The following is a 24,296-nucleotide window of genomic DNA, read 5'->3' on the forward strand; positions in this document are numbered from 1 at the left end:
ATGAAAGCAAAACAACAGTTATCGTTGCTTCAAGCGTATAAACCGGGGAAACCGATTGATGAAGTAAAACGGGAATTAGGTTTAGAAAAAGTAGTTAAACTTGCTTCGAATGAGAATCCGTATGGATGCTCAAAACGAGTAAGGCAAGCACTGTATGAACAAGCTTCTCTATCTGTGTATCCAGATGGGGCAGGAACAGGAATGAAAGAAGCGATTTCTACACACCTTTCTGTAAATAAGGATGAAATTCTACTTGGTAGTGGTCTAGATGAAGTGATTCAAATAGTGAGTCGAGCACTATTAACACAAGAAGATAATATCGTGCAAGCGACTCCGACTTTTTCACAATATAGTCATCATGCTGTTATAGAGGGGGCAGAAGTACGAGAAGTTCCCTTATATGACGGAGTGCACGATTTACCTGCAATGTTGCAGGCAATTGATGAACATACGAAGATTGTATGGGTTTGCAACCCGAATAATCCATCAGGAACGTATGTGAATGAACAACAATTAATATCTTTCTTACGAGAAGTTCCACCTTCTACACTTGTTATACTAGACGAAGCGTATTACGAGTATGTTGTAGCAACAGATTATCCTCAAACATTACCGCTTATTCATCAATATCCAAATGTCATGGTGATGCGTACATTTTCGAAAGCATATGGGTTAGCGGGCTTACGAATTGGTTATGCTGTTGCCAATGCACAGTTAATTGAGCAATTAGAAGTAGCTCGTCTGCCGTTTAATACGTCTAGTCTTGCACAAGCGAGTGCCGTTGTGGCGTTAGAAGATATAGCTTTTGTTGAAGAGTGTAGAGAGAAGAACCGTAAAGAATTAGAACGTTATTATGATTTTTGTAGGAAGAATCGTCTATTCTACTATCCTTCTGAAACGAACTTTATTTTAATGGAGCTTGGTATTTCAGGAGATATGGCATTTCAAGCGCTCCTTCGTGCAGGGTATATTGTGCGTTCGGGTGGTGCGTTAGGATTTCCAAGTATGATTCGCGTTTCGATTGGAACAGCAGAAGAGAATAAAGGATGTATTGAACAACTTCAACGTCTTGTAGATGAAGCAAGGTGAGAATAGGAGGGGGTGTCTCTTGTAGATAGGGAGAAATCCCTTCCTTTTCTCCTTATTTAATAGAAAAGGAAGTACATAATGAAGTAGGAGGGGGAAAAATGGAGAAGCTAGTATTAACTTCTACACGTACAGGTCTAAACGGTACAATTACGGTACCTGGAGATAAATCAATTTCACATCGTGCAGTGATGTTCGGTAGTATTGCTAAAGGGAAAACAACGGTACAAGGCTTTCTGCCAGGTGAGGATTGCTTAAGTACAATCGATTGTTTCCGTAAACTCGGTGTAAAGATTACGCAAAAAGAGAGTTTTGTGGAAATTGAAGGGGATGGATTAGAAGGGTTAATAGAGCCAACAGACATATTGAATGTTGGAAACTCGGGAACGACTATTCGTCTTATGTTCGGTGTATTAGCAAATACACCGTTTCATTCGTGCTTAATTGGTGATGACTCTATTGCAAAACGCCCGATGAAGCGAGTGACAGAACCACTTCGTGAAATGGGAGTAGCAATTGAAGGGCGCCAAGGTGGAAACTACACGCCTGTTTCAATTCGTGGCGGTAATGTGATAGGTATTCATTACACATCACCTGTTGCGAGTGCCCAAGTGAAATCGGCGATTTTGTTAGCGGGCTTACAAGCAGAAGGCGAAACGATTGTAACGGAACCAGCGAAATCTCGTGACCATACAGAGCGTATGTTACGAGCGTTTGGTGTTGATGTAGAAGTAGAGGGATTGACAGTTACGTTAAAAGGTAAACAATCGTTACGTGCTACAGATATTGTCGTTCCAGGAGATATTTCATCGGCGGCATTTTGGTTAGTAGCAGGTGCGGTTGTGCCAAATAGTCGCCTTGTGTTAGAAGGTGTGGGCGTGAATCCGACAAGAACAGGCATTATTGACGTATTAGAGCAAATGGGTGCTAACATTCATGTTGAGATGGAAGATGAGGAAGTAGAGCCAATTGCAACGATTACAATTGAAACGTCTTCATTACGAGGGATTGAGATTGGTGGAGATATTATCCCACGCTTGATTGATGAGATCCCAATCATTGCCTTAGCTGCATCACAAGCAGAGGGTGTAACAATTATTAAAGACGCGAAAGAATTACGTGTGAAGGAAACAGACCGTATTCAAACAGTTGTGGACGAGTTAACGAAATTAGGTGTACATATTGAAGCAACAGAAGATGGGATGAAAATATATGGTGGTTCTTCGTTATCAGGTAATACTGTAAATAGTTACGGTGATCATCGCATCGGAATGATGTTAGCAATCGCTTCTCTGTTAGCAAAAGGAGAAACGACAATTGAACAAGCGCATAGCGTTGCGGTATCATATCCGAATTTCTTTGAACAACTTAAGGAATTAGCAGAAGGAGTAAAGGAAAATGAGTAATTTAGAAACAATCATTTCATGGATTGAGCATGGAGAAACAGAAAAAGGACTAGAACAATTAAAAGGATTTGTAAAGACAGCTTCTGATGATGAGAAGTTTTACGTAGCAAATTATTACATGCAGTTAGGTTTTATGGAAGAAGCAGGGGAGTTAGTTGAAGAATTAGCATTGAAGTATCCAGAAGAAGGGCAAATTAACATCTTACGTGCAGAAATCTTATTAGAGCTTGATGAAGAAGATAAGGCAATGGAAGTGTTAAATGATATCGCACCTGAGGATAGCGTATACGTACAAGCGTTAGTTCTACAAGCAGATATTTATCAAATGCAAGGTATTGATGAAGTGGCGGAGCAAAAATTACTACAAGCGAAAGAGTTAATGCCAGATGAAGCAATTATTACGTTCGGTTTAGCCGAGTTTTATTTAAGCCGTGAAGATTTCTACAAGAGCACACAGTATTACCGTAGCCTGATAGAAGAACATAAAGAAATGAACGGCATTTCGCTTTCACTACGCTTAGCAGAAAGTTTAAGTGGTATCGGTGAATGGCAAGAGGCAATCGAGTATTATGAAGAAGGTTTAAAGGATACGAAAGAATTATATGCAATGTTCCAATATGCAACGACGTTAGTGAAAGCGGAGTTCTACACACGTGCAGTTAGTGTGTTAACAGAGTTGAAAGAAATGGATCCGCACTTCACAGGTATCTATATCTTATTAGCACGAGCTTATGAGCATGAAGAGATGTTACAAGAGAGTTATGATACGTTGCAAGAAGGATTGAAAACAGATGAGTATAACATTGATTTATATGTTGCAGCCGCAAAAATCGCAGTAAAACAACAAAAGACAGAAGAAGCAGAGAAAATGTTAGGTGAAGCGCTAAGTTTAGAACCTAGTCATGTAGAAGGAACATTAATGCTTTCTCACTTATATATTAATGAGGAGAAGTATGAAGAAACTGTTCAATTATTAGAGGATACACAAAAGCACGGAGAGCATGATCCACAGTTTGAATGGGACTTCGCAACGGCGAAAAGGCATTTGGAAATGTATGAAGAGGCATACAAACATTATCAGGAAGCATATACTTCTTTTAAGAATGATGTCAGCTTCTTAGAGGAGTACGGATACTTTTTAATAGAGGAAGGCGAACGAGAAGAAGCGAAGCGATTATTTGAGCGTGCATTAAAGATTGATCCTACGCTTATGCATGTAGAAGAAATTATTCAAGATTTGAACGGTGAATGAAGGAATTTATAACGTGCGTATGGAATGTAAATAACTAAAGAAAATGAACAGAGGAGGGAATACAAAATGACGACCCCTGTTTCTGTGAATGAAAAGAAAGACTTTGTGAAATGGTTTTTAGGTAATTATCAGTTGAAGCAACGTGAATGTGTGTGGATTCTGAATTACTTAATGAGCCACGATCAACTGATGAGGAAGGTTCACTTTGTCGAGCATGCGAAGTATTGTCCGAGAGGAATTGTAATGTCAGCAAATTGTGTGAAAGAAAGTCCATTTCATTTCTACAAGCAAAATGTGATGACAACTGATGCGGAAAAGTCTTTTCATGATATCCGTTTAAATCGTGAAGAAGATATTTATATTCAGTTGAATTTTAAAGACTCTTTCAAAAATGCCCAGTATGTCGCAGTAGTGGAAGATAATCCGTATTTGCCGAAGAATCTGGAAGGAAATGAAAAGGATCGTATGATTGCAGAGCGTGTCCTCGAAGAAAGCATTCAAGTGTATCAACGAAAGAAAGTGTTGCAACTTATTGATGAGGCGTTAGATCGCCAAGATAAAGAAGCGTTTGAGCAGTTAACGGAGAGATTGAAGGCTCTGTCTAGTAGTAAATCATCCTAAAAAGAAAGTAAGGGAAATTCCTTACTTTCTTTTTTATTGTTTTTGTAAGAGAGGAAGCGTTTTCTTTATCGCTAAAAAAAATTTCTAAAACGAAGGGTTATCTTTTTGAAAAAAAGAAAGATTGTGCTTTAATAGAATTATATGGATTCATCTAACAACAGGGAGAGAGTAAAATGGATTGGAATGAAAAAGATATAGGAATTGCGTTAAGCGCAAAAGAATACGTTGATACAGCTATCATTCCTCTAGTTCCTATTACATGGGGCGAAGAAGCGAAGGTAGCGGTGAAATCAGGTGAGTTTATTTCACTATTTAGTAAGGCGATGGAACACAAGTACAAGGGAAGAATCCTGTTGTTACCACCATTTACATACTTAGTGCATGAAGAGGTAGTCAGCAAGAAAGAACGCCTACGTGCATGGGAAGAAGTGTTGAAGAAAGAAGGCCTTAAGCATGTGTTCTATTTAACAAGTGATCATCTTAATAAAGAGATGGAGAAAGAAGTAGAAGGAACAGTTATTTGGCTTCCTGCGCTTCCATTAGCGATGATGGATGAGAAGACACAGCAGGAATTGTTGCATGCCCAAATCGATGAAGTGATGACTTTATTGAAGAAAGAATGGGAATAATGCGGTAAATTAACTATTTCTAATATTGGGAGTAGTATGATATTGACCGTTTTGTGTTCAGTATTATATTATGATAGTGTCCTAGTTTTATCTTTATATAGACTCATTAGCTCATTCATGTTTTATAGAGGGGGGAATTTTCATGAGTGGAAAAGTTTCACGTCGTCAGTTCTTAAACTATACGTTAACTGGCGTAGGGGGATTTATGGCAGCAGGAATTATGATGCCAATGGTTCGTTTTGCGGTTGATCCAGTATTAAAACCTGCAAAAGAGCAAGACATGGTTCCAGTTGGATTATTGGAGAAAGATATTACAACAGAACCGAAGAAAGTTGACTTCAAAGTCAAGCAAGTAGATGGTTGGTACAAATCGGACGAGCCTAAATCAGCGTGGGTGTACAAAACAGATAGTGGGGAAATCGTTGCGTTATCACCTGTTTGTAAGCATTTAGGTTGTACAATTGACTGGAATAGTGATCCGTCTCATCCAAATCAATTCTACTGTCCGTGTCATGCGGGACGATATGAGAAAGATGGAAAGAATGTTCCAGGAACACCTCCGCTTGCTCCACTTGATGTGTACGATTCAGATATGAAAGACGGTGCACTTTATTTAGGTAAAGCAAGACCAAAGGGAGGTAAGTAAGGGCTATGTTGAATAAAATTTATGATTGGGTAGATGAGCGCTTAGATATTACACCTCTTTGGCGTGACATCGCGGATCACGAAGTTCCAGAACACGTGAACCCAGCTCATCATTTCTCAGCGTTTGTTTATTGCTTTGGTGGGCTAACATTCTTCGTAACAGTTATCCAAATCTTATCAGGTATGTTCTTGACGATGTACTATGTTCCTGATATTAAAAATGCATGGGAATCTGTTTATTACTTACAAAACGAAGTAGCATTCGGAAAAATCGTACGTGGTATGCATCACTGGGGTGCGAGTTTAGTTATCGTTATGATGTTCCTACATACGTTACGTGTATTCTTCCAAGGTGCTTATAAGAAACCTCGTGAGTTAAACTGGATTGTTGGGGTATTAATTTTCTTCGTTATGTTAGGTTTAGGATTTACAGGTTATTTATTACCTTGGGATATGAAAGCGTTATTCGCAACAAAAGTAGGTATCCAAATTGCGGAACAAACACCGCTTATTGGACCGTATATTAAGACGCTTCTAGCTGGGGATGCAGAAATCGTTGGTGCACAAACATTAACACGTTTCTTTGCAATTCATGTTTTCTTCTTACCAGCAGCATTATTCGGATTAATGGCAGCTCACTTTGTTATTATCCGTAAGCAAGGTGTTTCAGGTCCGCTGTAAGGGCGTGTATAAAGTTATACACTTAAAGATGATTTGTGAGTTCAAAGAGGAGGGGAAATTATGCATCGCGGCAAGGGGATGAAATTTGTCGGAGATTCGCGTATACCTGCTGTTCGTAAGCCGAATATTCCAAAAGACTATTCGGAATACCCAGGGAAAACAGAAGCCTTTTGGCCGAACTTCCTGTTAAAGGAATGGATGGTAGGTGCGGTATTTTTAATTGGATTTTTATGTTTAACAGTGGTGCATCCATCACCACTAGAGCGTGTAGCTGATCCAACGGATGCGGGATATATTCCGCTACCAGACTGGTACTTCTTGTTCTTATACCAATTACTGAAGTATACATATGCAGCTGGTCCGTATACGGTTATCGGTGCATTCATTATGCCAGGTATCGCATTTGGTGCATTATTATTAGCACCATTTATCGATCGTGGTCCAGAAAGACGTCCTGCGAAGCGTCCAATCGCAACAGGATTAATGTTATTATCAGTGGCAAGTATTATTTTCTTAACATGGGAATCAGTAGCGTATCATGATTGGGATAAAGCGAAGGAACAAGGGAAGATTCGTGAGTTCATTCCACTTGATCAAGCAGCTCCAGAATATGCGTTACTTAAAGCTGGTACGTGTATTAGCTGTCATGGTGGTAACTTAGAAGGTAGTGCGTCTGCACCTAGCCTTCAAGGAAAAGACTTAAAACCAGAAGATATTGCGAAAATCGCAAAAGAAGGTAAAGGAAGCATGCCAGCTGGTCTTTTCAAAGGTACTGATGAAGAATTAAAACAAATGTCGGAGTACATTGCAAACATCGGTAAAAAATAAGCGTAAAAAAGACTAGAGTACGTACTCTAGTCTTTTTTCTATGTAGAATAGAACGTTCTATTCTTGTCCCTTTTTTCATACGATAGAAGGAAGAGTATGGGGGGATGAAGGATGAAGCGGATAGTAGTTTGTGTGTTCATCATGATTGCTGTTCTTCTACCAGTCGGGGTACAAGCAGCAAGTAAGGCAGACAGTCTCGGGGAAAGTGTAGATGATATTTTACAAGTCGTGCAACAAAATCGTTTGGATCAAGCAGATAAAATGTTAAAGCAATTATCAGATGTATTGTCCTCTGCTAGTTTGGCAGAAGATATAAAAGGAACGAAAGAACAGGTATTATCGACTGTCTTTAAGCAGGCGGTATATGCAGTGGAAGATGAGACGAAGACGAGACAAGAAGTGTATGAGCAAGTGCTCCGGCTACGTTTGGCGATTGATGCTACGACAGCGAAGTATAATCCGATGTGGTTAGGACGGAAAGAGCAAGTGTTGTCTACGTTCTTATCAGTAGAAGAAGCATTAGAAAAAAAAGATAATAAAGCGTTTCAACAAGCGTACAATAGGTTTGTTACACAAATGGATATTATTTACCCGAGTCTCGTATTACATTTGAAAGATGCGCAGTTAGATAAACTAGATACGAACCTCACGTATGTAGAAACAAATCGTCATCATATGATGAATAATGCGTTTGCTGATACTCAATTTAAAATGTTAAAGGACGAACTGTATACGTTATTTGATGAACCTCATAAAGATGAAACAATTCTTTCAATTATATGGATTAGTTTTATTATTGGAGGGATGATTCTATTAGTGTTGTTATATGCATCGCTTCGTAAATATCGGACAATAAGAAAGAATGGAGCGATATAGAGGAGCTAGATAAATAGGATGAACCATTGACAGCAACTAATAGATATGCCTACAATAGAACTATGAAATAACAATAGAAAGTTGGAGATGCGATATGACATATTATATCATTTACTTTGCGATAATTATGCTAGTGCCTCTATATGCACAAATGAAGGTAAAGAGTGCCTATCGTAAATATTCCGAGGAATTCGCGTCAGTTGGCATGAATGGGGCAGAGGTTGCTAGAAAGATTCTCGATGCAAATGGATTAAGCGAAGTTGCTGTTGAGGAAACACCAGGTGTATTATCTGACCATTACGACCCACGTACGAAAACAGTACGCTTGTCTACAAATAATTACTACGGAAATTCGATTGCAGGAGCAGCGGTAGCAGCTCACGAAGTAGGGCATGCCATTCAAGATGCAGAAGATTATTCGTTCTTGCGATTCCGTCATACATTAGTGCCAGTGGCGAATTTCGGTTCAAACCTTTCTTGGATATTCGTATTAATTGGCATATTTGCAAGTATGTCGAACATGCTTTTAGTAGGTATTGTTTTGCTAGCAGCGGGTGTTCTGTTCCAAGTTATTACATTGCCAGTGGAATTTAATGCGTCTAGTCGTGCAATGGCACAAATGAATAGCCTAGGTTTGCTAAATAGTGGAGAAGAACGTAAAGCAAAGAAAGTGTTAGATGCAGCAGCTCTTACATATGTAGCAGCAGCGGCAGTAGCAGTTCTTGAATTACTTCGTTTAGTACTTATTTACACTGGTATGCAGCGCGATGACTAAAGAAAAAAACTATCTCTGATAACGGAGATAGTTTTTTCGTGTTTCCACTCATTTAGATGGTGGAAAACTTGGACATCGTACACTATACTTAGAATGAAGCTTGTCTTATATAATGATAGAGGTGAAACGAGATGACGAAAAAGACAATGGCAGAGATGCAACAAGAAGTTGATACATATATTGGCCAATTTAAAGAAGGTTATTTCAGTCCACTTGCGATGCTAGCAAGACTGACAGAAGAGCTAGGAGAACTAGCTCGTGAAGTGAACCACACTTACGGAGAGAAGCCGAAGAAATCGACAGAGAAAGAAAAGGCAATCGAAGAAGAAATGGGTGACATGCTATTCGTCCTTATTTGCTTAGCAAATAGTTTAAATATTGATTTACAAGAAGCACATGATATGGTGATGAACAAGTTCAACACGAGAGATAAAGACCGTTGGACTAGAATTGAGGAGGAAGTAACAAATGAATAATATTCGCATTATTATTGCAGGCCCAAGAGGGAATATGGGAAGAGAGGCATGCAAGTTAATTCATGAAACAGAGTACTTTGAGTTAGTAGCGGCAATTGACCGTAAAGAAGAATATACATATGTGCGTGACATGGAAGGATTGCCGGCACTTGATGCACCTGTTTATACAGATGCAGAGAAGTGTGTACAAGAAGTAGAAGCAGATGTATTTCTTGATTTAACCAATCCTGAAACAGGTAAGAAACACATTGCATTAGCACTTCAGTACGGCTTACGTCCAGTTATCGGAACGACTGGATTCACAGAAGAAGAAATTCATGAGTTACGTGAAAAAGCAGAAGCAGCAGAACTTGGTGCTATTATTGCTCCTAATTTTGCCATTGGTGCTATTTTAATGATGAAGTTTGCAAAAATGGCAGCACATTACTTCGATGATGTAGAAATCATTGAGTTACATCATGATCGTAAATTAGATGCACCGTCTGGAACAGCGTTGAAGACAGCTGAAATGATTAAGGAAGTACGTACAGCGAAAGTACAAGGTCATCCAAATGAAACGGAGATGCTTCCAGGTGCACGCGGAGCAAATGTAGATGGTATGCATATACATAGTGTTCGTTTACCAGGATTAGTAGCGCATCAGCAAGTAATCTTTGGTGGTGACGGTCAGATTCTGACAGTGAAGCATGATTCATTTAACCGTGGGTCATTTATGAGTGGTGTGAAATTATCAATTGAACAAGTAATGAAGCTACAAACGCTAGTATACGGATTAGAAAATATTATCGAGTAGGTGGCCAACATGCATATTGCTTTAATTGCTCATGATAAGAAGAAATCAACAATGATTACGTTTGTGAAAGAGAATGAACATGTATTACAAGAGCATACATTATATGCAACAGGTACGACAGGACTTAAAATCATGGAAGCAACTAATTTACAGGTACATCGTTTTAAGTCGGGTCCCCTTGGTGGAGACCAAGAAATAGGAGCATACATTGCAAATGAGAAAATGGATTTAGTTGTATTTTTCCGTGATCCATTAACATCACAACCGCATGAACCAGATGTGAATGCATTATTACGTTTATGCGATGTATATGAAGTACCAGTTGCAACAAACAAGACGAGCGCAGCGGTATTCTTACATGCATTAAAGCAAGATAAAGGAATCTTTCAAAGATAGAGGGAGTAAAATTATGACAGATGCTTTAGATATATTGGCATTTGGGGCACATCCAGATGATGTGGAAATTGGTATGGCCGGGACGATTGCGAAATATGTGAAAACAGGCGCAAAAATAGGGATTTGTGACTTAACATTGGCAGAGTTATCTTCTAATGGGAATGTTGAGTTACGTAAACAAGAAGCGAAGAAAGCGGGAGAAGTGCTTGGTCTTTCTGCACGAGCGAATTTGGAGTTGCCAGACCGCGGGTTATACATGAAAGAAGAATATATCGCGGCAATAGTTCGTATCATTCGAACGTATCAACCAAAAGTTGTGTTCGCACCTTATTATGAAGATCGCCATCCAGATCATGCGAATTGTGCAAATCTTGTACGAGAAGCATTATTCTCAGCAGGTGTACGCAAATTTCTACCAGAATACAAGGCGCATCGTGTGCAAGCTTTCCATTATTACATGATTAATGGTTTTCATCATACCTCATTCATTATTGATATTACGAATGAGGTAGAAGTGAAAAAGGATGCATTACGAGCATATGCAAGCCAATTTTCTGCAGGAGAGAGTGGTGTAGAGACACCATTAACAACAGGCTATGTAGATTCGGTTATTGCACGTGATAAAGTGTTCGGAAAAGAAGTGAACGTAACATATGGAGAAGGTTTTATAACAGATAAACCGTTGCTCGTTCAACATGATTTAGTGGGGGTGATAACATGAAGTTGAAAATTGGTATTACGTGTTATCCAACTGTCGGTGGTTCGGGTGTTATTGCGACAGAACTAGGGAAATTATTAGCTGAAAAAGGGCATGAAATTCACTTCATTTCTTCAAGCATGCCGTTTCGTTTAAATAAAGTATATCCAAATATTTATTATCACGAGGTAGAAGTAAATCAGTACTCGGTTTTTAAATACCCGCCTTATGACTTAGCATTAGCAGCGAAAATGGCAGAAGTAGCAAACCGTGAAAATCTTGATTTATTACATGTGCATTATGCGATTCCACATGCTGTTTGTGCGTATCTTGCGAAACAAATGGTAGGAGAACATTTGAAAATTGTTACGACACTTCACGGTACAGATATTACCGTACTTGGACATGATCCATCGTTAACGGAATTAATTCGTTTTGGTATCGAGAAATCGGATGTTGTAACAGCTGTTTCGAATCAATTAGTTGGGCAAACAAATGAGTTAATTGAGACGAAAAAAGAGATTCAAACGGTGTATAATTTTGTCGACGAGCGTGTGTATCGAAAAGTTGACAGCCAGCACTTAAAAGCAGAATATGGCATACAAGAAGATGAGAAAGTCGTTATACATATTTCGAACTTCCGACAAGTGAAGCGAGTTCAAGATGTTGTGAAAGCATTCCATCTTATTCAAAAAGAAGTTCCTGCTAAGTTATTGTTAGTAGGAGATGGTCCGGAGTTAACGCTTGTCTGTAAATTAGTACGACAGCTAGGGTTAGAAGAAAAAGTATTGTTCTTAGGGAAACAAGATAATGTAGCAGAGTTGCTTTCTATTAGCGATGTGAAATTACTATTGTCGCAGAAAGAAAGCTTCGGACTTGTTATATTAGAGGCCATGGCCTGTGGTGTTCCGTGTATCGGTACAAATATTGGAGGTATACCAGAAGTAATTATACATGGTGAAACCGGTTATATTTGTGAACTAGGTGATGTAGAGGATGTTGCCGCAAAAGCAATTGAGATTTTAACTGATGAAGTCTTACGCATGCGAATGAGCGAGTTTTCTATTCAAGCTGTTGAAGAGCGATTCCGTTCTGGGAAAATTGTTGATGAGTATGAACAAATATACAAAGAAGTGTTAGGTTGCGCGCATGAATAGTGCTTTTGAAAAAGCGAAACCAGTTTTGCGTGAGATAGAGTGTGCAGGATATGAAGCGTATTTTGTTGGAGGAAGTGTGCGTGATGCGGTATTAGGACGTGAGATTAACGATGTTGATATTGCCACGTCTGCCACGCCAGAAGAAATTATGACTCTTTTTCCAAAGCATGTGCCAATTGGATTGCAGCATGGGACGGTAATGGTGTTACACGAAGAAGATTCCTATGAAATTACAACATTCCGAACAGAAGCGGGCTACGAAGATTTTCGTCGCCCCTCTTCTGTCGTATTTGTTCGTTCCTTACATGAAGATTTAAAGCGACGTGATTTCACGATGAATGCAATTGCGATGACACGTGAAGGGAGGTTACTGGATCCGTTTAACGGAGAAGAGAGCATTGCGAAACGTGAAATCAAAACGGTAGGGGATGCATATGAGCGATTCTCTGAAGATGCACTCCGCATGATGCGTGGTATTCGCTTTGTTAGTACGTTAGGCTTTTCTCTTGAAGAGCGGACAAAAGAAGCTATCATGAAACACGGTGAGTTACTGCAACATATTGCAATTGAACGCATTGCGGTAGAGTTTGAGAAGTTGTTAACAGGGTCGTATATGCAAAAAGCGATGCGGTTACTTATCGATACAGGTCTTCATGGTTTCTTACCAGGCTTTGCCTCATACGAAAAAGAGATGTATCGCATATGTAATTATGCATGTACGGAACTTAATGCGAAAGAAGAACATTGGGCGTTACTTTTTTATTTAATGGATGTAAGAGATCCAGGCTCTACGTTACGAAAGTGGAAGCTGTCGAATAAAGAAATAAAGAAAATAGAAAAGATTGTTCAGGGTGTATATGATATTGAAGAGAATGATTGGAATATCTACTCGTTGTATGCACTTGGAAAAGAAGATGCTATGTCTATTGAACGCGTTCGAACAATTCTTCATAATGAACCGATACGAGCAAATATTACGCGTATCGAAAAATTACATACATCCTTACCGATTACGAGTAGTAAAGAGCTTGCTATAAACGGAAGTGATATTCTTGCATGGATACCGAAAAAAGGTGGACCGTGGGTAGCAGAATTATTGCATGTTATTGAACGCGAAGTAGTAAGTGGTCGATTGCAGAATAAGCAGGAGAAAATACGAGAGTGGGTGAACATGTGGGATCAGAAATAAGAACAAAATTGCTTCAAATGTTCTCGGAAGCAAAAGAAGGATATGTTTCTGGACAAGCAATTAGTAACGAACTCGGCTGCAGTAGAACAGCTGTGTGGAAACACATTGAAGAGCTTCGCAAAGCAGGTTATGAAGTAGAGGCAGTACGTCGTCTAGGATACAAAATTATTGAAAAACCTGACCGTGTGACAGCAAACGAGATTATGTTGGGCTTAGAAACGGAATTTATTGGCCGTTACGTTCAATACGAAGAATCAGTCGATTCTACTCAGAAGATTGCTGCCCAAATTGCGTATGAACAAGCGCCGGAAGGAACAGTCGTTATTGCAGAAGAGCAACGCATTGGTCGTGGGCGAATGAACCGTTCATGGTATTCACAAAAAGGAAAAGCTGTAACAATGAGCCTCATTTTACGACCGAAGATGCCGCCACAACAAGCGCCACAATTAACGTTGTTAACGGCAGTTAGTATCGTTCTTGCTCTTCGTGATGTGACACATGTGCAAGCAGATATTAAATGGCCAAACGATATTTTGATGAACGGTAAGAAGGTTGTTGGAATTTTAACAGAATTACAAGCAGAAGCAGATCAAATCAATAGTGTTATTATTGGAATGGGTATTAACGTAAATAGTGTAGAGGAAGATTTTCCTGAACAAGTGAAAGATATTGCTACCTCACTCCGAATTGAATCAGGAGAAAAGATTAATCGAGCGACATTGATTCAACGTATTTTCTTCCATATGGAGAAGTTATATAAGCAATACTTAGAACATGGATTTAAGCCAATCAAACTCTTATGGGAAAGTTTTGCATTGTCAGTTGGAAAAGAAATTACAGCTCGCACGTTATCAAGCACGTTAAAAGGTAAAGTACTTGGTATTACGGATGAGGGAGTCTTGCAGTTGGAAGATAATTATGGAAATGTCCATCTTGTTTACTCTGCTGATATTGAAGTGAATTCATAAATAGGAAAGAGTTTGTTCAAAAAATGAACAAACTCTTTTTTGTTAAAATATGTTATATTTCTGTGTAAGGAATAGAAAATGGAGGTGCTAGAGGTGGAAAATGTAATTCGAAAAAAAGTGGATTATTTGACGAAAGAAGAATATGAAAGCGTACAAAAGGCAATTCAATTTGCGAAGAATGCTCATGAAGGTCAATTTCGAGCGACAGGAGAACCGTATGTGACACACCCAATGCAAGTCTGCAACATACTAGCGGATTACGGTGCAGACTGTTCATCACTTATTGCTGCACTATTACATGATGTCGTAGAAGATACATCTATTCCTTTGAAAGAGCTACAGGGTGTATTTGGTGAGGAAGTAGCTTCTCTTGTTGATGGATTAACGAAAACAGCGAAAGGATCCGTCGAAGAAGATGAATACAAAGCGAGTAACTTTAAGAAGTTATTGCTAGCAGCGGAGCAAGACATTCGTGTTGCAATAATTAAGTTGGCAGATAGACTTCATAACATGAGAACACTATCTGTCAAGAAAGTAGAAAAGCGAATCTCATATGCGAATGAAACAGTCGTATTTTTCACTCCTCTAGCAGAAAAGCTAGGTTTAAAGAAGATGCAAGCAGAATTAGAAGAGCTAGCGTTTGAACAGTTACAACCTACCATGTATGAAAAGATGTGTACCTTCATTCACAATTACACAAACTTATTTAACCGTGCAATAGAACAGTGTAGGCTATGTCTGCAAAATAATTCGACTTGCTCTATTCAAATGATTGTATGGGATAAAGAGCCGATTTACCGTGCGTATTCACTTCTGCAAGAAGAATATATGCTAAGTGACTTATTCCATATCAAAATAGTGACAGACTCACCACTAGCTTGTTATTCCACCTTAGGAGTGCTTCATCAATTATTTCAACCAATTACATCCTCATTTGAAGACAATTTAGCGATACAACGAACACCATTTTCGAGACATATAAAGACGAAAGTAATGATTTGTGATATGGAGATAACCGTCATTATCCAAGCAGAAAAAGACTACCTGTTTGAAGAAGCAGGTGTGTGGAATTTTTTACAGGAGGCAAAAGGGAAAGAGCAAGTAAGAAATGTGAGTACGGCATTATTGAAAGACTCTATTTATTCAGCTGGAGTAATCTCGACGAGTGCAGTAGAATTTTATGATTTCGTCTCACTTGAGTTATTTCAGCGTGAAATGAACGTTTTTACGAAGCAATTAGATGTTGTTTCGTTACCAGAGGGAGCAACTGTTCTTGATTTTGCTTTTGCATTTGATCCATCTGTTGCCACTCATATAGGTGGTGCGAAGGTGAACGGAATATATAAATCTATCGGTGAGTTGCTGCATAATATGGATGTGGTGGAGTTAATTGTGGAGAATCAAGAACAAGTACGATGGGAGTGGCTACATCACGTCTATACGTCAAAAGCGATGCATACTCTGTCAGAAATACTTGAAATGACAGAAGAAGATGTTTCCTAAATAAAAATGTAGTAAATACTTGCTACTATTTGGTATAATGAATTCGAAATCGGGTAGTATCCGCATTGGAACTACACCATTCATCGTAAAGCAGAAAAGCGAAAGGGGAAACTGTCTATATAACAGTTGACCTAATTGGATATTAATGGACCATCCATTAATGCGAGATAATACGGATTCTGCCTTGATCCACAAATAGGACGGGGACAGAGGGATGATAACGAACGATGTTGCTAACTCCTTCTTTCTCTATGTAGAAAAAGGAGTTTTTTGTTTACACATACAAGATAATCGTTGAATCATCACCTCTTCTCTACAAAAGAGGAGGAAGAAAATGAAAACAACAACTGATTTTGTGCAAATGAAACGAATAGGAGAACCAATTGTCATGTTAACAGCATACGATTATCCTTCTGCAAAATTTGCAGAAGAGGCAAACGTAGACATGATTTTAGTGGGGGACTCATTAGGAATGGTCGTTCTAGGATACGATTCAACAATTCCTGTAACAGTTGATGAGATGATTCACCATTCGAAGGCTGTACGACGAGGTGCGAAAGAAACGTTTATTGTAACGGACATGCCGTTTATGTCATACCATCTTTCGAAAGAAGATACACTACGAAATGCAAGACGTATTATGCAAGAAAGTGGTGCAAATGCAGTTAAGGTAGAAGGAGCAGATGATGTCATTGACGTTATTTCTTCATTAACGAAAGCTGGAGTAGCTGTTGTAGCTCATTTAGGATTAACACCGCAATCTGTGAACGTATTAGGTGGTTACAAAGTACAGGGGAAAGATGTAGAGAGTGCGAGGAAGCTATTGGCAGATGCGAAAGCGTGTGAGGAAGCAGGAGCGATAGCGTTAGTTTTGGAGTGTGTACCGAAGCAATTAGGAGAAGAAATTTCTCGTATGTTAAGTATACCAACAATTGGTATCGGCGCAGGTGTCCAGACGGACGGACAAGTGCTTGTGTATCATGATTTAATTGGATACGGTGTAGGGCATGTGCCGAAGTTTGTGAAGCAATATGAGTCGGTACATGAGCGAATTGTAGGTGGGATTGCTGAGTATGTGTCGGAAGTGAAAGCACGTAAATTCCCGGAAGAGAAACATACATTTACAATGAAGGAAGAGCAAATGTTAGCATTATATGGAGGCAGTGTATCATGCGAATAATTCATTCTATTCACGAAATGCAAACTATTGCGAAAGACCTTCACAAAGAAGGGAAAACGATTGGATTTGTTCCGACGATGGGGTATTTACATGAAGGGCATGCGACACTTTTAAAGCAGTCGCGTGCGGAGAATGATATCGTTGTTTTAAGTGTATTTGTTAATCCATTGCAATTCGGACCGAATGAAGATTTTGAACAATATCCTCGTGATAGTGAACGTGATGAAAGTATTGCGCAATCTGTGGGTGTTAATTATTTATTCTATCCAACGAGTACAGAGATGTATCCAATGCCTCTTGCTACAACAATGACAGCAGTAGATCGAGTAGATGTACTATGCGGAGCGAAACGTGAAGGTCATTTTGACGGAGTTGTAACAGTATTAGCGAAATTATTTAATATTGTCTTGCCAGATAGAGTATATATGGGCATGAAAGATGCACAGCAAGTAGCGGTTGTGCAAGGATTAGTAGATGATTACAACATTCCAGTTGAAATCGTTCGTGTGCCAACTGTGCGAGAAGAAGACGGCCTAGCAAAAAGTTCTCGTAATGTATATTTAACAGATCAAGAGCGTAAAGAAGCAGTTGTTTTATCACGAAGCTTAGAGTTAGCACAGGAAATGATTCACAGTGGTGAGACTTCTGCAGAGAGTATCATTTCGTTTATCGAAAAAGAGATAGTGATTAATACGAGTGGTACAGTTGATTACGTCGAAATATATGCATATCCAACATTGAAGCAAGTTGATGTGTTAGAAGGTCAGCTTATTATTGCACTAGCAGTGAGATTTTCTAAAGCTAGACTAATAGATAATACAGTATTTGTTGTTCATGCGAATAAAGGGGAGGAAATAACATGTTCCGTACAATGATGAGCGCGAAAATTCACCGTGCAACCGTGACTGAGGCAAATTTGAACTATATTGGTAGTATTACGATTGATGAAGATATTATGGATGCAGTTGGTGTTCTAGAAAATGAAAAGGTACAAATTGTTAACAATAATAATGGTGCACGATTAGAGACGTATATTATCAAGGGAGAGCGCGGTAGTGGTGTTATTTGTTTGAACGGTGCTGCAGCACGTCTTGTACAAGTAGGCGATAAAGTAATTATTATTGCGTATAAAATGGTAGCAGAAGAGAAGATACATGAGCATAAGCCGAGGATTGCCTTTATGGATGAACAGAACCAAATCATCGAACTAGCTGGCGAAGAGTTAGCACATACAATTAAATAAAAGAAAAACAAGCTCAATTGGTCAAAAAAGACCAATTGAGCTTGTTTTTTATAGCCTCTTTGCTAGTTTTCTTTGTTTGATTTCTTCTACTAGCTGTTTTGTAATGACAGAAGCGGAAAAGGTACCATCAATGATGATATCCGAGTTTGGTTTCACGGAATGTATGCTTTCTAAGTATGCTGTTCGTCCATATGTTTCGTAATGCAATACGTAATCGTGTATTTCTGCTATAGAACAGTCTTTGAAATCACGTCGAATTCTTCTTGCCATTGCAATATCTAACGGTGTGTCAATATATACTGCGAGGTCGATATATTGTTTCATTGCTTCATGTAAATAAGCAAATGGATAATCAAGAAAAATGTAATCGAGCGAGGGGGAGATATGGAGTAATGTTTGCAAATCTGAAATAAATGATGTTAATACCCATTCGTCATCCGTAACTCCTGTATCTATGTTTGTACAACTATCACTTGGATATTCGTCGAATAAATAATTATCGAAATATAGCGCTTTTGCGCTAGAAAATTCACTTACTAAGTGTTTTGTTATAGTTGTTTTTCCGCCTCCTGAAACAGCGGCAATTGAAATGACTGTAGGTCGTTGACCCATCCAATCCCTCCTTAAAAATGGTGTTATACATGTTATCATGATAATTTGTCTAAATACGAATAATATGCTTATTTAGATAAATGGTGATTCATCGCAGTAACGATGAACTTAAATAGTACCAACCTAACGGCAATTTTCTCATATAGAAGGCAAAGTTTCTATGTTTGATGTCCGTTAAATTTGGTATAGTAAGGAATAGATACCTTTTGTATTGAAGTGGAGGTGTTGCGAGTGAAAAACCGCTATGTTGTTATTGATTTAGAAACTACGGGCAATGCTTCTAAAACAGATGAACGAATTATTCAGTTTGCGGCAGTCGTAATTGAGGAAGGTAAAATAGTACATACATATTCGACGTTTTTGTACCCTGAAAAGCCGATACCGTCATTTATTACGGAGCTTACAGGTATTCATGATGAAATGGTAGAAGGAGCACCGCTATTCGAAGAGATAGCAGACGACGTACTTGAATTGCTTAAGGATTCGTATTTCGTTGCACATAATGTTCAATTTGATTTGAATTTTTTACATCATGAGTTTAATCGTATTGGAATTCAGTACGGTGCATATCGAACGATTGATACAGTAGAGTTGGCACGTATTTTGTTGCCAACAATTGATAGTTATAAATTGGGTGACCTTGCTTCCTATTTTGCTTTCACCCATGAGAATCCACATCAAGCAGATAGTGATGCGCTCGTTACAGCAGAATTACTATTGATGTTCATAGAGAAGTTAGATACGTTACCAATTACAACGTTGAAGCAACTACAGGTACTTAGTAGATACTTGCAAAGTAATATTTATGATTTAATTTCACGTATACTTATTCGCAAAATGTTATGCGTGAATGAGGACGAGAAGCGCTATGATATTTATCGTGGCATCGCCATCAAAAACCGTACATTTACAATGCAGTTTGATGAGGAAGACGTACCTGATTTCCAAACATTCAAAAAAGAACGGTTAGCAGCCATTATGTCTACTCATATGGATGTATATGAAGAACGTGAAGGGCAGCTTCAGATGATGGATATGGTTAATGCAACCTTCAGTAACAAGAAGGTTGCAATGATTGAAGCAGGAACAGGAATAGGGAAATCGTTAGCATACTTACTTCCAGCTATTTTCTTTGCAAAGAAGACAGAGATGCCAGTTGTTGTGAGTACGCAAACAACACAATTACAGCATCAACTTGTGGAGAAAGATATTCCGATGTTAAGAAAAATTGTACCATTCTCCTTTGAAGTAGCGTTAATTAAAGGACGTCATCATTATTTATGTCTATATAAGTTTGAGCATGCGCTTCAAGAAGAGGATACAAACTATGACATTGTATTGACGAAAGCGAAGATTCTTGTATGGTTAACAGAAACAGAAACGGGAGATGTCGATGAGTTGAACTTGCCAACTGGTGGTAAGTTACTATGGAATCGTATCTGTAGTGATACATATAATCCTACAACGAAGCGAAATCCATGGCATGCTCGTTGTTTCTATCAACGAGCAATTCATCGTTTATTCGTGGCAGACCTTATTGTAACGAATCATGCGATGTTATTAACGGATCTTTCGGACGATGGTTTGTTAAGTTCGTATGAGCATGTTGTGTTAGATGAAGCACATCATATAGAAGAGGTAGCAAGCCGTTCTACGGGTTTGGTATTCCAAGCGAAGCGATTGCATCAATTATTAACACGCATTGGTACACTTGATCAACGCGAATTGTTAAGTAAATTGAAAGAAGAGTGGTGTAAATCAGCATATGCGGCACAATTTGGACAAGTAGATGCGCTCCTACGTGATGTGAAGATGGAGAGTGATGATTTATTTCGATTGCTTCATGCATACGTGTTGCACAAAAATAAGAAACAGTTAGCGATGGATATAAATCGGATGACATACCGTTATGATACAACGAATGATAGTGATGGGCGTTGGGCAATTCTCGTAGAGGTTGCAAATCGAGTATACACAATGCTCCGAAACCTTCTGGATAAAATGAAGGAAATGAAATCATTCGTGCTGGCTGATGATGTTCATCAAGTCAAACAGATAGAATTTATGCGTGTTATTGACGCGCTTGATGAAATGACAGATATCCTTCATAAATTGTTACTTACTAGAAATGAAGATATAACGTGGATGGAAGTGGAGGCGAAAGGGACGTTCCACTCGACAATTTTATATAGTCAACCGATTGATGTTTCTAACGAATTAGCAACACGTTTCTTTGCTAAGAAGAAGAGTGTCGTATTAACGTCTGCTACATTAACAGTGCATGATAGTTTTCAATATGTGATACAATCGTTAGGTTTACAAGAATTGCACGTAACAACGATGTCCATTCCATCGCCATTTCCGTATAAGCAACTAGTGAATATGTATGTTCCGACGGATATACCAACAATTAAAGAGGTCTCTCAAGAAGCATACGTCACGAACGTTGCTAATTATTTGGCTAAATTAGCGGAAGTGACCGAAGGAAAGATGCTCGTTCTCTTTACAGCAGCAGATATGTTGAAAAAGACGTATCAGTTAATGAAGGAAATGGAGTCGATGGGAGAGTTTGTTTTATTAGCACAAGGTGTAAATAGCGGAAGTCGCACGAGATTGACGAAGAATTTCCAACAATTTAAGAAAGCGATTCTTTTTGGAACGACGAGCTTCTGGGAAGGGATAGATGTTCCAGGAGAAGGGTTAAGTTGCTTAGTAATGGTCCGATTACCATTTGCTCCACCCGATGCACCAGTTAGTGCAGCGAAAATGGACAAGATTAAGCGAGAAGGTGGCAATCCGTTCAAAGAATATTCTCTGCCACAAGCAATTATTCGCTTTAAACAAGGTTTCGGACGATTAATTCGAACGAAAGACGATAAGGGGACGTTTGTAGTATTAGACAAACGTATTACTACTGCCTTTTATGGAAAAAACTTTCTTCACTCTATCCCACATGTACCGATTCAGGAATTAGAGATGAATGACATTATTGAGTCCGTACGAGAAGAAAAAAGTTGAACGTATTCCTTGTTAGATAGAAAAAATGAAACTGCCTGAAGCAGTTGCTTTCAGGCAGGAATGTGGGTTGGAGATTTTTTAAGAAAGTACTCAACTGCTACAAGTCAAGTCAGTAGTTGTATGCTATAATATTACACATATGAGTAGCAGATAAGGTAAATCACGTACTACTATTTTTGCCGAGGTTGTTACAAATATAAGTAGAAAATTTGTGTAAAATGTGGAGGCTTTAGTTATGGAAAATAAGATGGAGGTATTGTCAACAGTAAAGGTGAAGAATGGATCAGATCTATACAAGCTTGTTGACAGTTTAAACCGTACATTAAAGGATAAAGATTTAGTATTTGGATTAGCGCTAGATAAAGAAAACCAAGACATGGCAGTATTTACAATTTATAAATCGTAGTGATGATATGAAAAAATGGGTGGTAATTTCTAGCATAATCCTTATAGGCAGTATCACGTACGCCGTTTATATGTACTACTATATCATGAATAGCAAAATCCCGAATGAAACAGAAGCACTGAATCGTGCGAAACAAGAGGCGAATATAACAGAAGTGTATTCAACAAATTATTATCATGGAACTTGCGCTAAGGAACGTGAAAATTGCTCGGGTGAGACAAATGCCTATACTGTATTTATAGGTGCTGATAATGAGGATGCAGAAGTAATTGTATTCATTCCAGAAGAAGGCGGAGAGGCTGTTAGTGTGAAGAAAGATGAGGGAATTACAGAAGAAAAAGCCCTTTCGCTTGTAACAGCACACGACGACGTAGCTGAGATGAAGTCAATTCGTTTAGGTATTGATGTGCATAATAGACCTATTTGGGAGTTCACGTTTGTAGATACGCGAGGTCTTTTGACATATCGTCAAGTTATTTTCAAAACTGGAGAATTGAGTAGTCGTTACGCTTTACCGAAATAAGTTCATATCGAATCTAGGGGGAAAAGAAGAATGAAGTTAGCAAAACGAGTAGCTTCGTTAACACCGTCTGCAACATTAGAAATCACAGCAAAAGCAAAAGAGTTGGTAGATCAAGGACATGATGTTATTGCTTTAGGAGCGGGGGAGCCTGATTTTAATACACCGCAGCACATCATCGACGCAACTGTAATTGCAATGAATGAAGGACATACGAAGTATACACCGTCTGGTGGTTTACTATCACTAAGAAAAGTAATTTGTAATAAGCTTCGTACAGATCAAGGATTGGAATATTTACCGTCTGAAATAATTGTAGGATCAGGTGCAAAGCATATTTTGTACACATTGTTCCAAGCAATTTTAGATGAAGGTGATGAAGTTATTATCCCAACTCCATATTGGGTAAGTTATCCTGAACAAGTGAAATTAGCAGGTGGTATCCCTATTTATGTCGATGGATTAGAACAGAATGAGTACAAAATTACGAAAGACCAGTTAAAAGCAGCTATTACACCAAATACAAAAGCAATTATTCTTAACTCGCCAAGTAATCCAACTGGAATGATTTACAGTAAGGAAGAGCTAGCTGAGTTAGGAGGAGTTTGCTTAGAACATAACGTTTTAATTGTATCAGATGAGATATATGAGAAGTTGACATATGACGGTGCAACACATACGTCTATCGCACAGCTTTCACCAGAATTGAAAGAGCAAACGATTATTATTAACGGTGTGTCGAAATCACATTCAATGACAGGATGGCGCATTGGTTATGCGGCGGGTAATGCAGAGCTTATTAAAGCGATGACGAACTTAGCTAGCCATAGTACATCGAACCCTACATCGATTGCACAATACGCAACCATTGCTGCATACGAAGGATCTCAAGAGACGGTAGAAGAAATGCGCCAAGCGTTTGAAGAGCGTCTGAATATCATCTATGCAAAGTTAGTAGAGATTCCAGGATTCTCTTGTATTAAGCCGCAAGGAGCATTTTATTTATTCCCGAACGTGTCAAAAGCAGCAGAGTTAAGTGGATATGTTTCTGTTGATGAGTGGGCCACGGCACTATTAGAAGAGAAGAAAGTAGCTATTGTACCTGGTTCAGGATTTGGTGCACCAGATAATATTCGTCTATCGTATGCAACATCATTAGACTTATTAGAAAAAGCAGTTTCGCGTATGGATGAATTCATGAAAGAAAAAACAAGCATTTTAAGTAAGAATTGACGAAAAACTTGGTTAACTACCAAGTTTTTCTCTATAAGCTAAACATAAAGCATTGCCCTATATGAATGGGGCAGGTATAATGAGTATTATTATGTAACATTCCGTT

Annotated in this window: 26 protein-coding genes; 25 read left to right on the top strand and 1 reads right to left on the bottom strand. The window is 38.7% G+C overall.

Annotation, left to right across the window (positions count from 1 at the left end):
- The 21 genes from hisC (at position 1) to panD (ending at position 18,401) form a co-directional block, all read left to right on the top strand.
- Positions 1 to 1,089, top strand: a complete 1,089-nt coding sequence (gene hisC, locus IEV41_RS01650; RefSeq protein ID WP_188386715.1) for a histidinol-phosphate transaminase — start codon at positions 1 to 3, stop codon at positions 1,087 to 1,089.
- A 98-nt stretch (positions 1,090 to 1,187) separates the two neighbouring features.
- Positions 1,188 to 2,492 carry a 3-phosphoshikimate 1-carboxyvinyltransferase gene (aroA, locus tag IEV41_RS01655; protein WP_188386716.1) on the top strand — a complete coding sequence of 435 codons (1,305 nt, stop codon included), beginning with the start codon at positions 1,188 to 1,190 and terminating at the stop codon, positions 2,490 to 2,492.
- Positions 2,485 to 3,744: a tetratricopeptide repeat protein gene (locus IEV41_RS01660; RefSeq protein WP_188386717.1), complete on the top strand. Its 1,260-nt coding sequence runs from the start codon at positions 2,485 to 2,487 to the stop codon at positions 3,742 to 3,744. Before aroA ends, IEV41_RS01660 begins: the two co-directional genes overlap by 8 nt.
- Before the next feature lie 66 nt (positions 3,745 to 3,810).
- Positions 3,811 to 4,365 carry a ReoY family proteolytic degradation factor gene (locus IEV41_RS01665; protein WP_188386718.1) on the top strand — a complete coding sequence of 185 codons (555 nt, stop codon included), beginning with the start codon at positions 3,811 to 3,813 and terminating at the stop codon, positions 4,363 to 4,365.
- A gap of 173 nt (positions 4,366 to 4,538) precedes the next feature.
- Complete coding sequence (locus tag IEV41_RS01670) at positions 4,539 to 4,994, top strand: YpiF family protein (protein ID WP_188386719.1); 456 nt, start codon at positions 4,539 to 4,541, stop codon at positions 4,992 to 4,994.
- A 142-nt stretch (positions 4,995 to 5,136) separates the two neighbouring features.
- Positions 5,137 to 5,640 carry a QcrA and Rieske domain-containing protein gene (locus IEV41_RS01675; RefSeq protein ID WP_188386720.1) on the top strand — a complete coding sequence of 168 codons (504 nt, stop codon included), beginning with the start codon at positions 5,137 to 5,139 and terminating at the stop codon, positions 5,638 to 5,640.
- Positions 5,641 to 5,645: 5 nt separating this feature from the next.
- Positions 5,646 to 6,320: a menaquinol-cytochrome c reductase cytochrome b subunit gene (gene qcrB / locus IEV41_RS01680; RefSeq protein ID WP_188386721.1), complete on the top strand. Its 675-nt coding sequence runs from the start codon at positions 5,646 to 5,648 to the stop codon at positions 6,318 to 6,320.
- Between the two features lie 60 nt (positions 6,321 to 6,380).
- The gene (locus IEV41_RS01685) at positions 6,381 to 7,148 is read left to right on the top strand and encodes a menaquinol-cytochrome c reductase cytochrome b/c subunit (protein ID WP_188386722.1); all 768 of its coding nucleotides are present in this window, start codon (positions 6,381 to 6,383) and stop codon (positions 7,146 to 7,148) included.
- 111 nt (positions 7,149 to 7,259) lie between these two features.
- The gene (locus IEV41_RS01690) at positions 7,260 to 8,024 is read left to right on the top strand and encodes a sporulation protein YpjB (RefSeq protein ID WP_188386723.1); all 765 of its coding nucleotides are present in this window, start codon (positions 7,260 to 7,262) and stop codon (positions 8,022 to 8,024) included.
- A gap of 94 nt (positions 8,025 to 8,118) precedes the next feature.
- Positions 8,119 to 8,799: a zinc metallopeptidase gene (locus IEV41_RS01695; RefSeq protein ID WP_188386724.1), complete on the top strand. Its 681-nt coding sequence runs from the start codon at positions 8,119 to 8,121 to the stop codon at positions 8,797 to 8,799.
- A gap of 131 nt (positions 8,800 to 8,930) precedes the next feature.
- Complete coding sequence (locus IEV41_RS01700) at positions 8,931 to 9,275, top strand: nucleotide pyrophosphohydrolase (RefSeq protein ID WP_188386725.1); 345 nt, start codon at positions 8,931 to 8,933, stop codon at positions 9,273 to 9,275.
- Positions 9,268 to 10,068 (top strand): 4-hydroxy-tetrahydrodipicolinate reductase, encoded by an 801-nt coding sequence (gene dapB / locus IEV41_RS01705; RefSeq protein WP_188386726.1) that lies wholly within the window; start codon positions 9,268 to 9,270, stop codon positions 10,066 to 10,068. The genes IEV41_RS01700 and dapB overlap by 8 nt, the downstream gene beginning before the upstream one ends.
- Positions 10,069 to 10,077: 9 nt before the next feature.
- The gene (locus IEV41_RS01710) at positions 10,078 to 10,464 is read left to right on the top strand and encodes a methylglyoxal synthase (protein WP_188386727.1); all 387 of its coding nucleotides are present in this window, start codon (positions 10,078 to 10,080) and stop codon (positions 10,462 to 10,464) included.
- Positions 10,465 to 10,477: 13 nt separating this feature from the next.
- Positions 10,478 to 11,185, top strand: coding sequence for a bacillithiol biosynthesis deacetylase BshB1 (gene bshB1, locus IEV41_RS01715; RefSeq protein ID WP_188386728.1), 708 nt, complete (start codon positions 10,478 to 10,480; stop codon positions 11,183 to 11,185).
- Positions 11,182 to 12,318, top strand: coding sequence for an N-acetyl-alpha-D-glucosaminyl L-malate synthase BshA (gene bshA, locus IEV41_RS01720; protein ID WP_188386729.1), 1,137 nt, complete (start codon positions 11,182 to 11,184; stop codon positions 12,316 to 12,318). Before bshB1 ends, bshA begins: the two co-directional genes overlap by 4 nt.
- A complete protein-coding gene (locus IEV41_RS01725) occupies positions 12,311 to 13,507 on the top strand; it encodes a CCA tRNA nucleotidyltransferase (protein ID WP_188386730.1) in 1,197 nt (398 codons plus the stop codon). Before bshA ends, IEV41_RS01725 begins: the two co-directional genes overlap by 8 nt.
- The gene (locus IEV41_RS01730) at positions 13,492 to 14,475 is read left to right on the top strand and encodes a biotin--[acetyl-CoA-carboxylase] ligase (protein WP_268235137.1); all 984 of its coding nucleotides are present in this window, start codon (positions 13,492 to 13,494) and stop codon (positions 14,473 to 14,475) included. The genes IEV41_RS01725 and IEV41_RS01730 overlap by 16 nt, the downstream gene beginning before the upstream one ends.
- A gap of 93 nt (positions 14,476 to 14,568) precedes the next feature.
- Positions 14,569 to 15,978, top strand: a complete 1,410-nt coding sequence (locus tag IEV41_RS01735; RefSeq protein WP_188386731.1) for an HD domain-containing protein — start codon at positions 14,569 to 14,571, stop codon at positions 15,976 to 15,978.
- A gap of 334 nt (positions 15,979 to 16,312) precedes the next feature.
- Entirely contained in the window at positions 16,313 to 17,158 is an 846-nt protein-coding gene (panB, locus tag IEV41_RS01740) for a 3-methyl-2-oxobutanoate hydroxymethyltransferase (protein ID WP_188386732.1), read from the top strand.
- Complete coding sequence (panC, locus tag IEV41_RS01745) at positions 17,149 to 18,033, top strand: pantoate--beta-alanine ligase (RefSeq protein WP_188386733.1); 885 nt, start codon at positions 17,149 to 17,151, stop codon at positions 18,031 to 18,033. Before panB ends, panC begins: the two co-directional genes overlap by 10 nt.
- Complete coding sequence (gene panD, locus IEV41_RS01750; RefSeq protein WP_188386734.1) at positions 18,018 to 18,401, top strand: aspartate 1-decarboxylase; 384 nt, start codon at positions 18,018 to 18,020, stop codon at positions 18,399 to 18,401. The genes panC and panD overlap by 16 nt, the downstream gene beginning before the upstream one ends.
- A 48-nt stretch (positions 18,402 to 18,449) precedes the next feature.
- On the opposite strand, the gene IEV41_RS01755 is transcribed toward panD, so the two are convergent.
- Positions 18,450 to 19,013, bottom strand: a complete 564-nt coding sequence (locus IEV41_RS01755) for a nucleoside/nucleotide kinase family protein (protein ID WP_188386735.1) — start codon at positions 19,011 to 19,013, stop codon at positions 18,450 to 18,452.
- Between the two features lie 231 nt (positions 19,014 to 19,244).
- Here IEV41_RS01755 and dinG point away from each other — a divergent pair, with 231 nt between their 5' ends.
- From dinG to IEV41_RS01775, 4 genes are all read left to right on the top strand, one after another.
- A complete protein-coding gene (gene dinG, locus IEV41_RS01760) occupies positions 19,245 to 22,031 on the top strand; it encodes an ATP-dependent DNA helicase DinG (protein ID WP_188386736.1) in 2,787 nt (928 codons plus the stop codon).
- A 235-nt stretch (positions 22,032 to 22,266) separates the two neighbouring features.
- Entirely contained in the window at positions 22,267 to 22,437 is a 171-nt protein-coding gene (locus IEV41_RS01765) for a YpmA family protein (protein ID WP_188386737.1), read from the top strand.
- Between the two features lie 85 nt (positions 22,438 to 22,522).
- Positions 22,523 to 22,960 (top strand): hypothetical protein, encoded by a 438-nt coding sequence (locus tag IEV41_RS01770; protein ID WP_188386738.1) that lies wholly within the window; start codon positions 22,523 to 22,525, stop codon positions 22,958 to 22,960.
- A gap of 30 nt (positions 22,961 to 22,990) precedes the next feature.
- Positions 22,991 to 24,190 (top strand): pyridoxal phosphate-dependent aminotransferase, encoded by a 1,200-nt coding sequence (locus IEV41_RS01775; protein WP_188386739.1) that lies wholly within the window; start codon positions 22,991 to 22,993, stop codon positions 24,188 to 24,190.
- The last annotated feature ends 106 nt before the right edge of the window (positions 24,191 to 24,296 follow it).

The sequence above is a fragment of the Priestia taiwanensis genome (genome assembly GCF_014638355.1).
In the GTDB taxonomy this organism is placed as follows: Bacteria; Bacillota; Bacilli; order Bacillales; family Bacillaceae_G; genus Priestia_D; species Priestia_D taiwanensis.

Excerpts from the sequence above, each read along its gene's own strand:
- hisC (WP_188386715.1), top strand. The coding sequence starts at position 1 with ATGAAAGCAAAACAACAGTTATCGTTGCTTCAAGCGTATAAACCGGGG.
- IEV41_RS01695 (WP_188386724.1), top strand. The coding sequence starts at position 8,119 with ATGACATATTATATCATTTACTTTGCGATAATTATGCTAGTGCCTCTA.
- dapB (WP_188386726.1), top strand. The coding sequence starts at position 9,268 with ATGAATAATATTCGCATTATTATTGCAGGCCCAAGAGGGAATATGGGA.
- aroA (WP_188386716.1), top strand. The coding sequence starts at position 1,188 with ATGGAGAAGCTAGTATTAACTTCTACACGTACAGGTCTAAACGGTACA.
- IEV41_RS01670 (WP_188386719.1), top strand. The coding sequence starts at position 4,539 with ATGGATTGGAATGAAAAAGATATAGGAATTGCGTTAAGCGCAAAAGAA.
- panB (WP_188386732.1), top strand. The coding sequence starts at position 16,313 with ATGAAAACAACAACTGATTTTGTGCAAATGAAACGAATAGGAGAACCA.
- IEV41_RS01675 (WP_188386720.1), top strand. The coding sequence starts at position 5,137 with ATGAGTGGAAAAGTTTCACGTCGTCAGTTCTTAAACTATACGTTAACT.
- bshB1 (WP_188386728.1), top strand. The coding sequence starts at position 10,478 with ATGACAGATGCTTTAGATATATTGGCATTTGGGGCACATCCAGATGAT.
- IEV41_RS01690 (WP_188386723.1), top strand. The coding sequence starts at position 7,260 with ATGAAGCGGATAGTAGTTTGTGTGTTCATCATGATTGCTGTTCTTCTA.
- IEV41_RS01685 (WP_188386722.1), top strand. The coding sequence starts at position 6,381 with ATGCATCGCGGCAAGGGGATGAAATTTGTCGGAGATTCGCGTATACCT.
- IEV41_RS01770 (WP_188386738.1), top strand. The coding sequence starts at position 22,523 with ATGAATAGCAAAATCCCGAATGAAACAGAAGCACTGAATCGTGCGAAA.
- panC (WP_188386733.1), top strand. The coding sequence starts at position 17,149 with ATGCGAATAATTCATTCTATTCACGAAATGCAAACTATTGCGAAAGAC.
- IEV41_RS01765 (WP_188386737.1), top strand. The coding sequence starts at position 22,267 with ATGGAAAATAAGATGGAGGTATTGTCAACAGTAAAGGTGAAGAATGGA.
- IEV41_RS01775 (WP_188386739.1), top strand. The coding sequence starts at position 22,991 with ATGAAGTTAGCAAAACGAGTAGCTTCGTTAACACCGTCTGCAACATTA.
- qcrB (WP_188386721.1), top strand. The coding sequence starts at position 5,646 with ATGTTGAATAAAATTTATGATTGGGTAGATGAGCGCTTAGATATTACA.
- IEV41_RS01700 (WP_188386725.1), top strand. The coding sequence starts at position 8,931 with ATGACGAAAAAGACAATGGCAGAGATGCAACAAGAAGTTGATACATAT.
- IEV41_RS01725 (WP_188386730.1), top strand. The coding sequence starts at position 12,311 with ATGAATAGTGCTTTTGAAAAAGCGAAACCAGTTTTGCGTGAGATAGAG.
- IEV41_RS01710 (WP_188386727.1), top strand. The coding sequence starts at position 10,078 with ATGCATATTGCTTTAATTGCTCATGATAAGAAGAAATCAACAATGATT.
- IEV41_RS01660 (WP_188386717.1), top strand. The coding sequence starts at position 2,485 with ATGAGTAATTTAGAAACAATCATTTCATGGATTGAGCATGGAGAAACA.
- IEV41_RS01755 (WP_188386735.1), bottom strand. The coding sequence starts at position 19,013 with ATGGGTCAACGACCTACAGTCATTTCAATTGCCGCTGTTTCAGGAGGC.
- IEV41_RS01665 (WP_188386718.1), top strand. The coding sequence starts at position 3,811 with ATGACGACCCCTGTTTCTGTGAATGAAAAGAAAGACTTTGTGAAATGG.
- panD (WP_188386734.1), top strand. The coding sequence starts at position 18,018 with ATGTTCCGTACAATGATGAGCGCGAAAATTCACCGTGCAACCGTGACT.
- bshA (WP_188386729.1), top strand. The coding sequence starts at position 11,182 with ATGAAGTTGAAAATTGGTATTACGTGTTATCCAACTGTCGGTGGTTCG.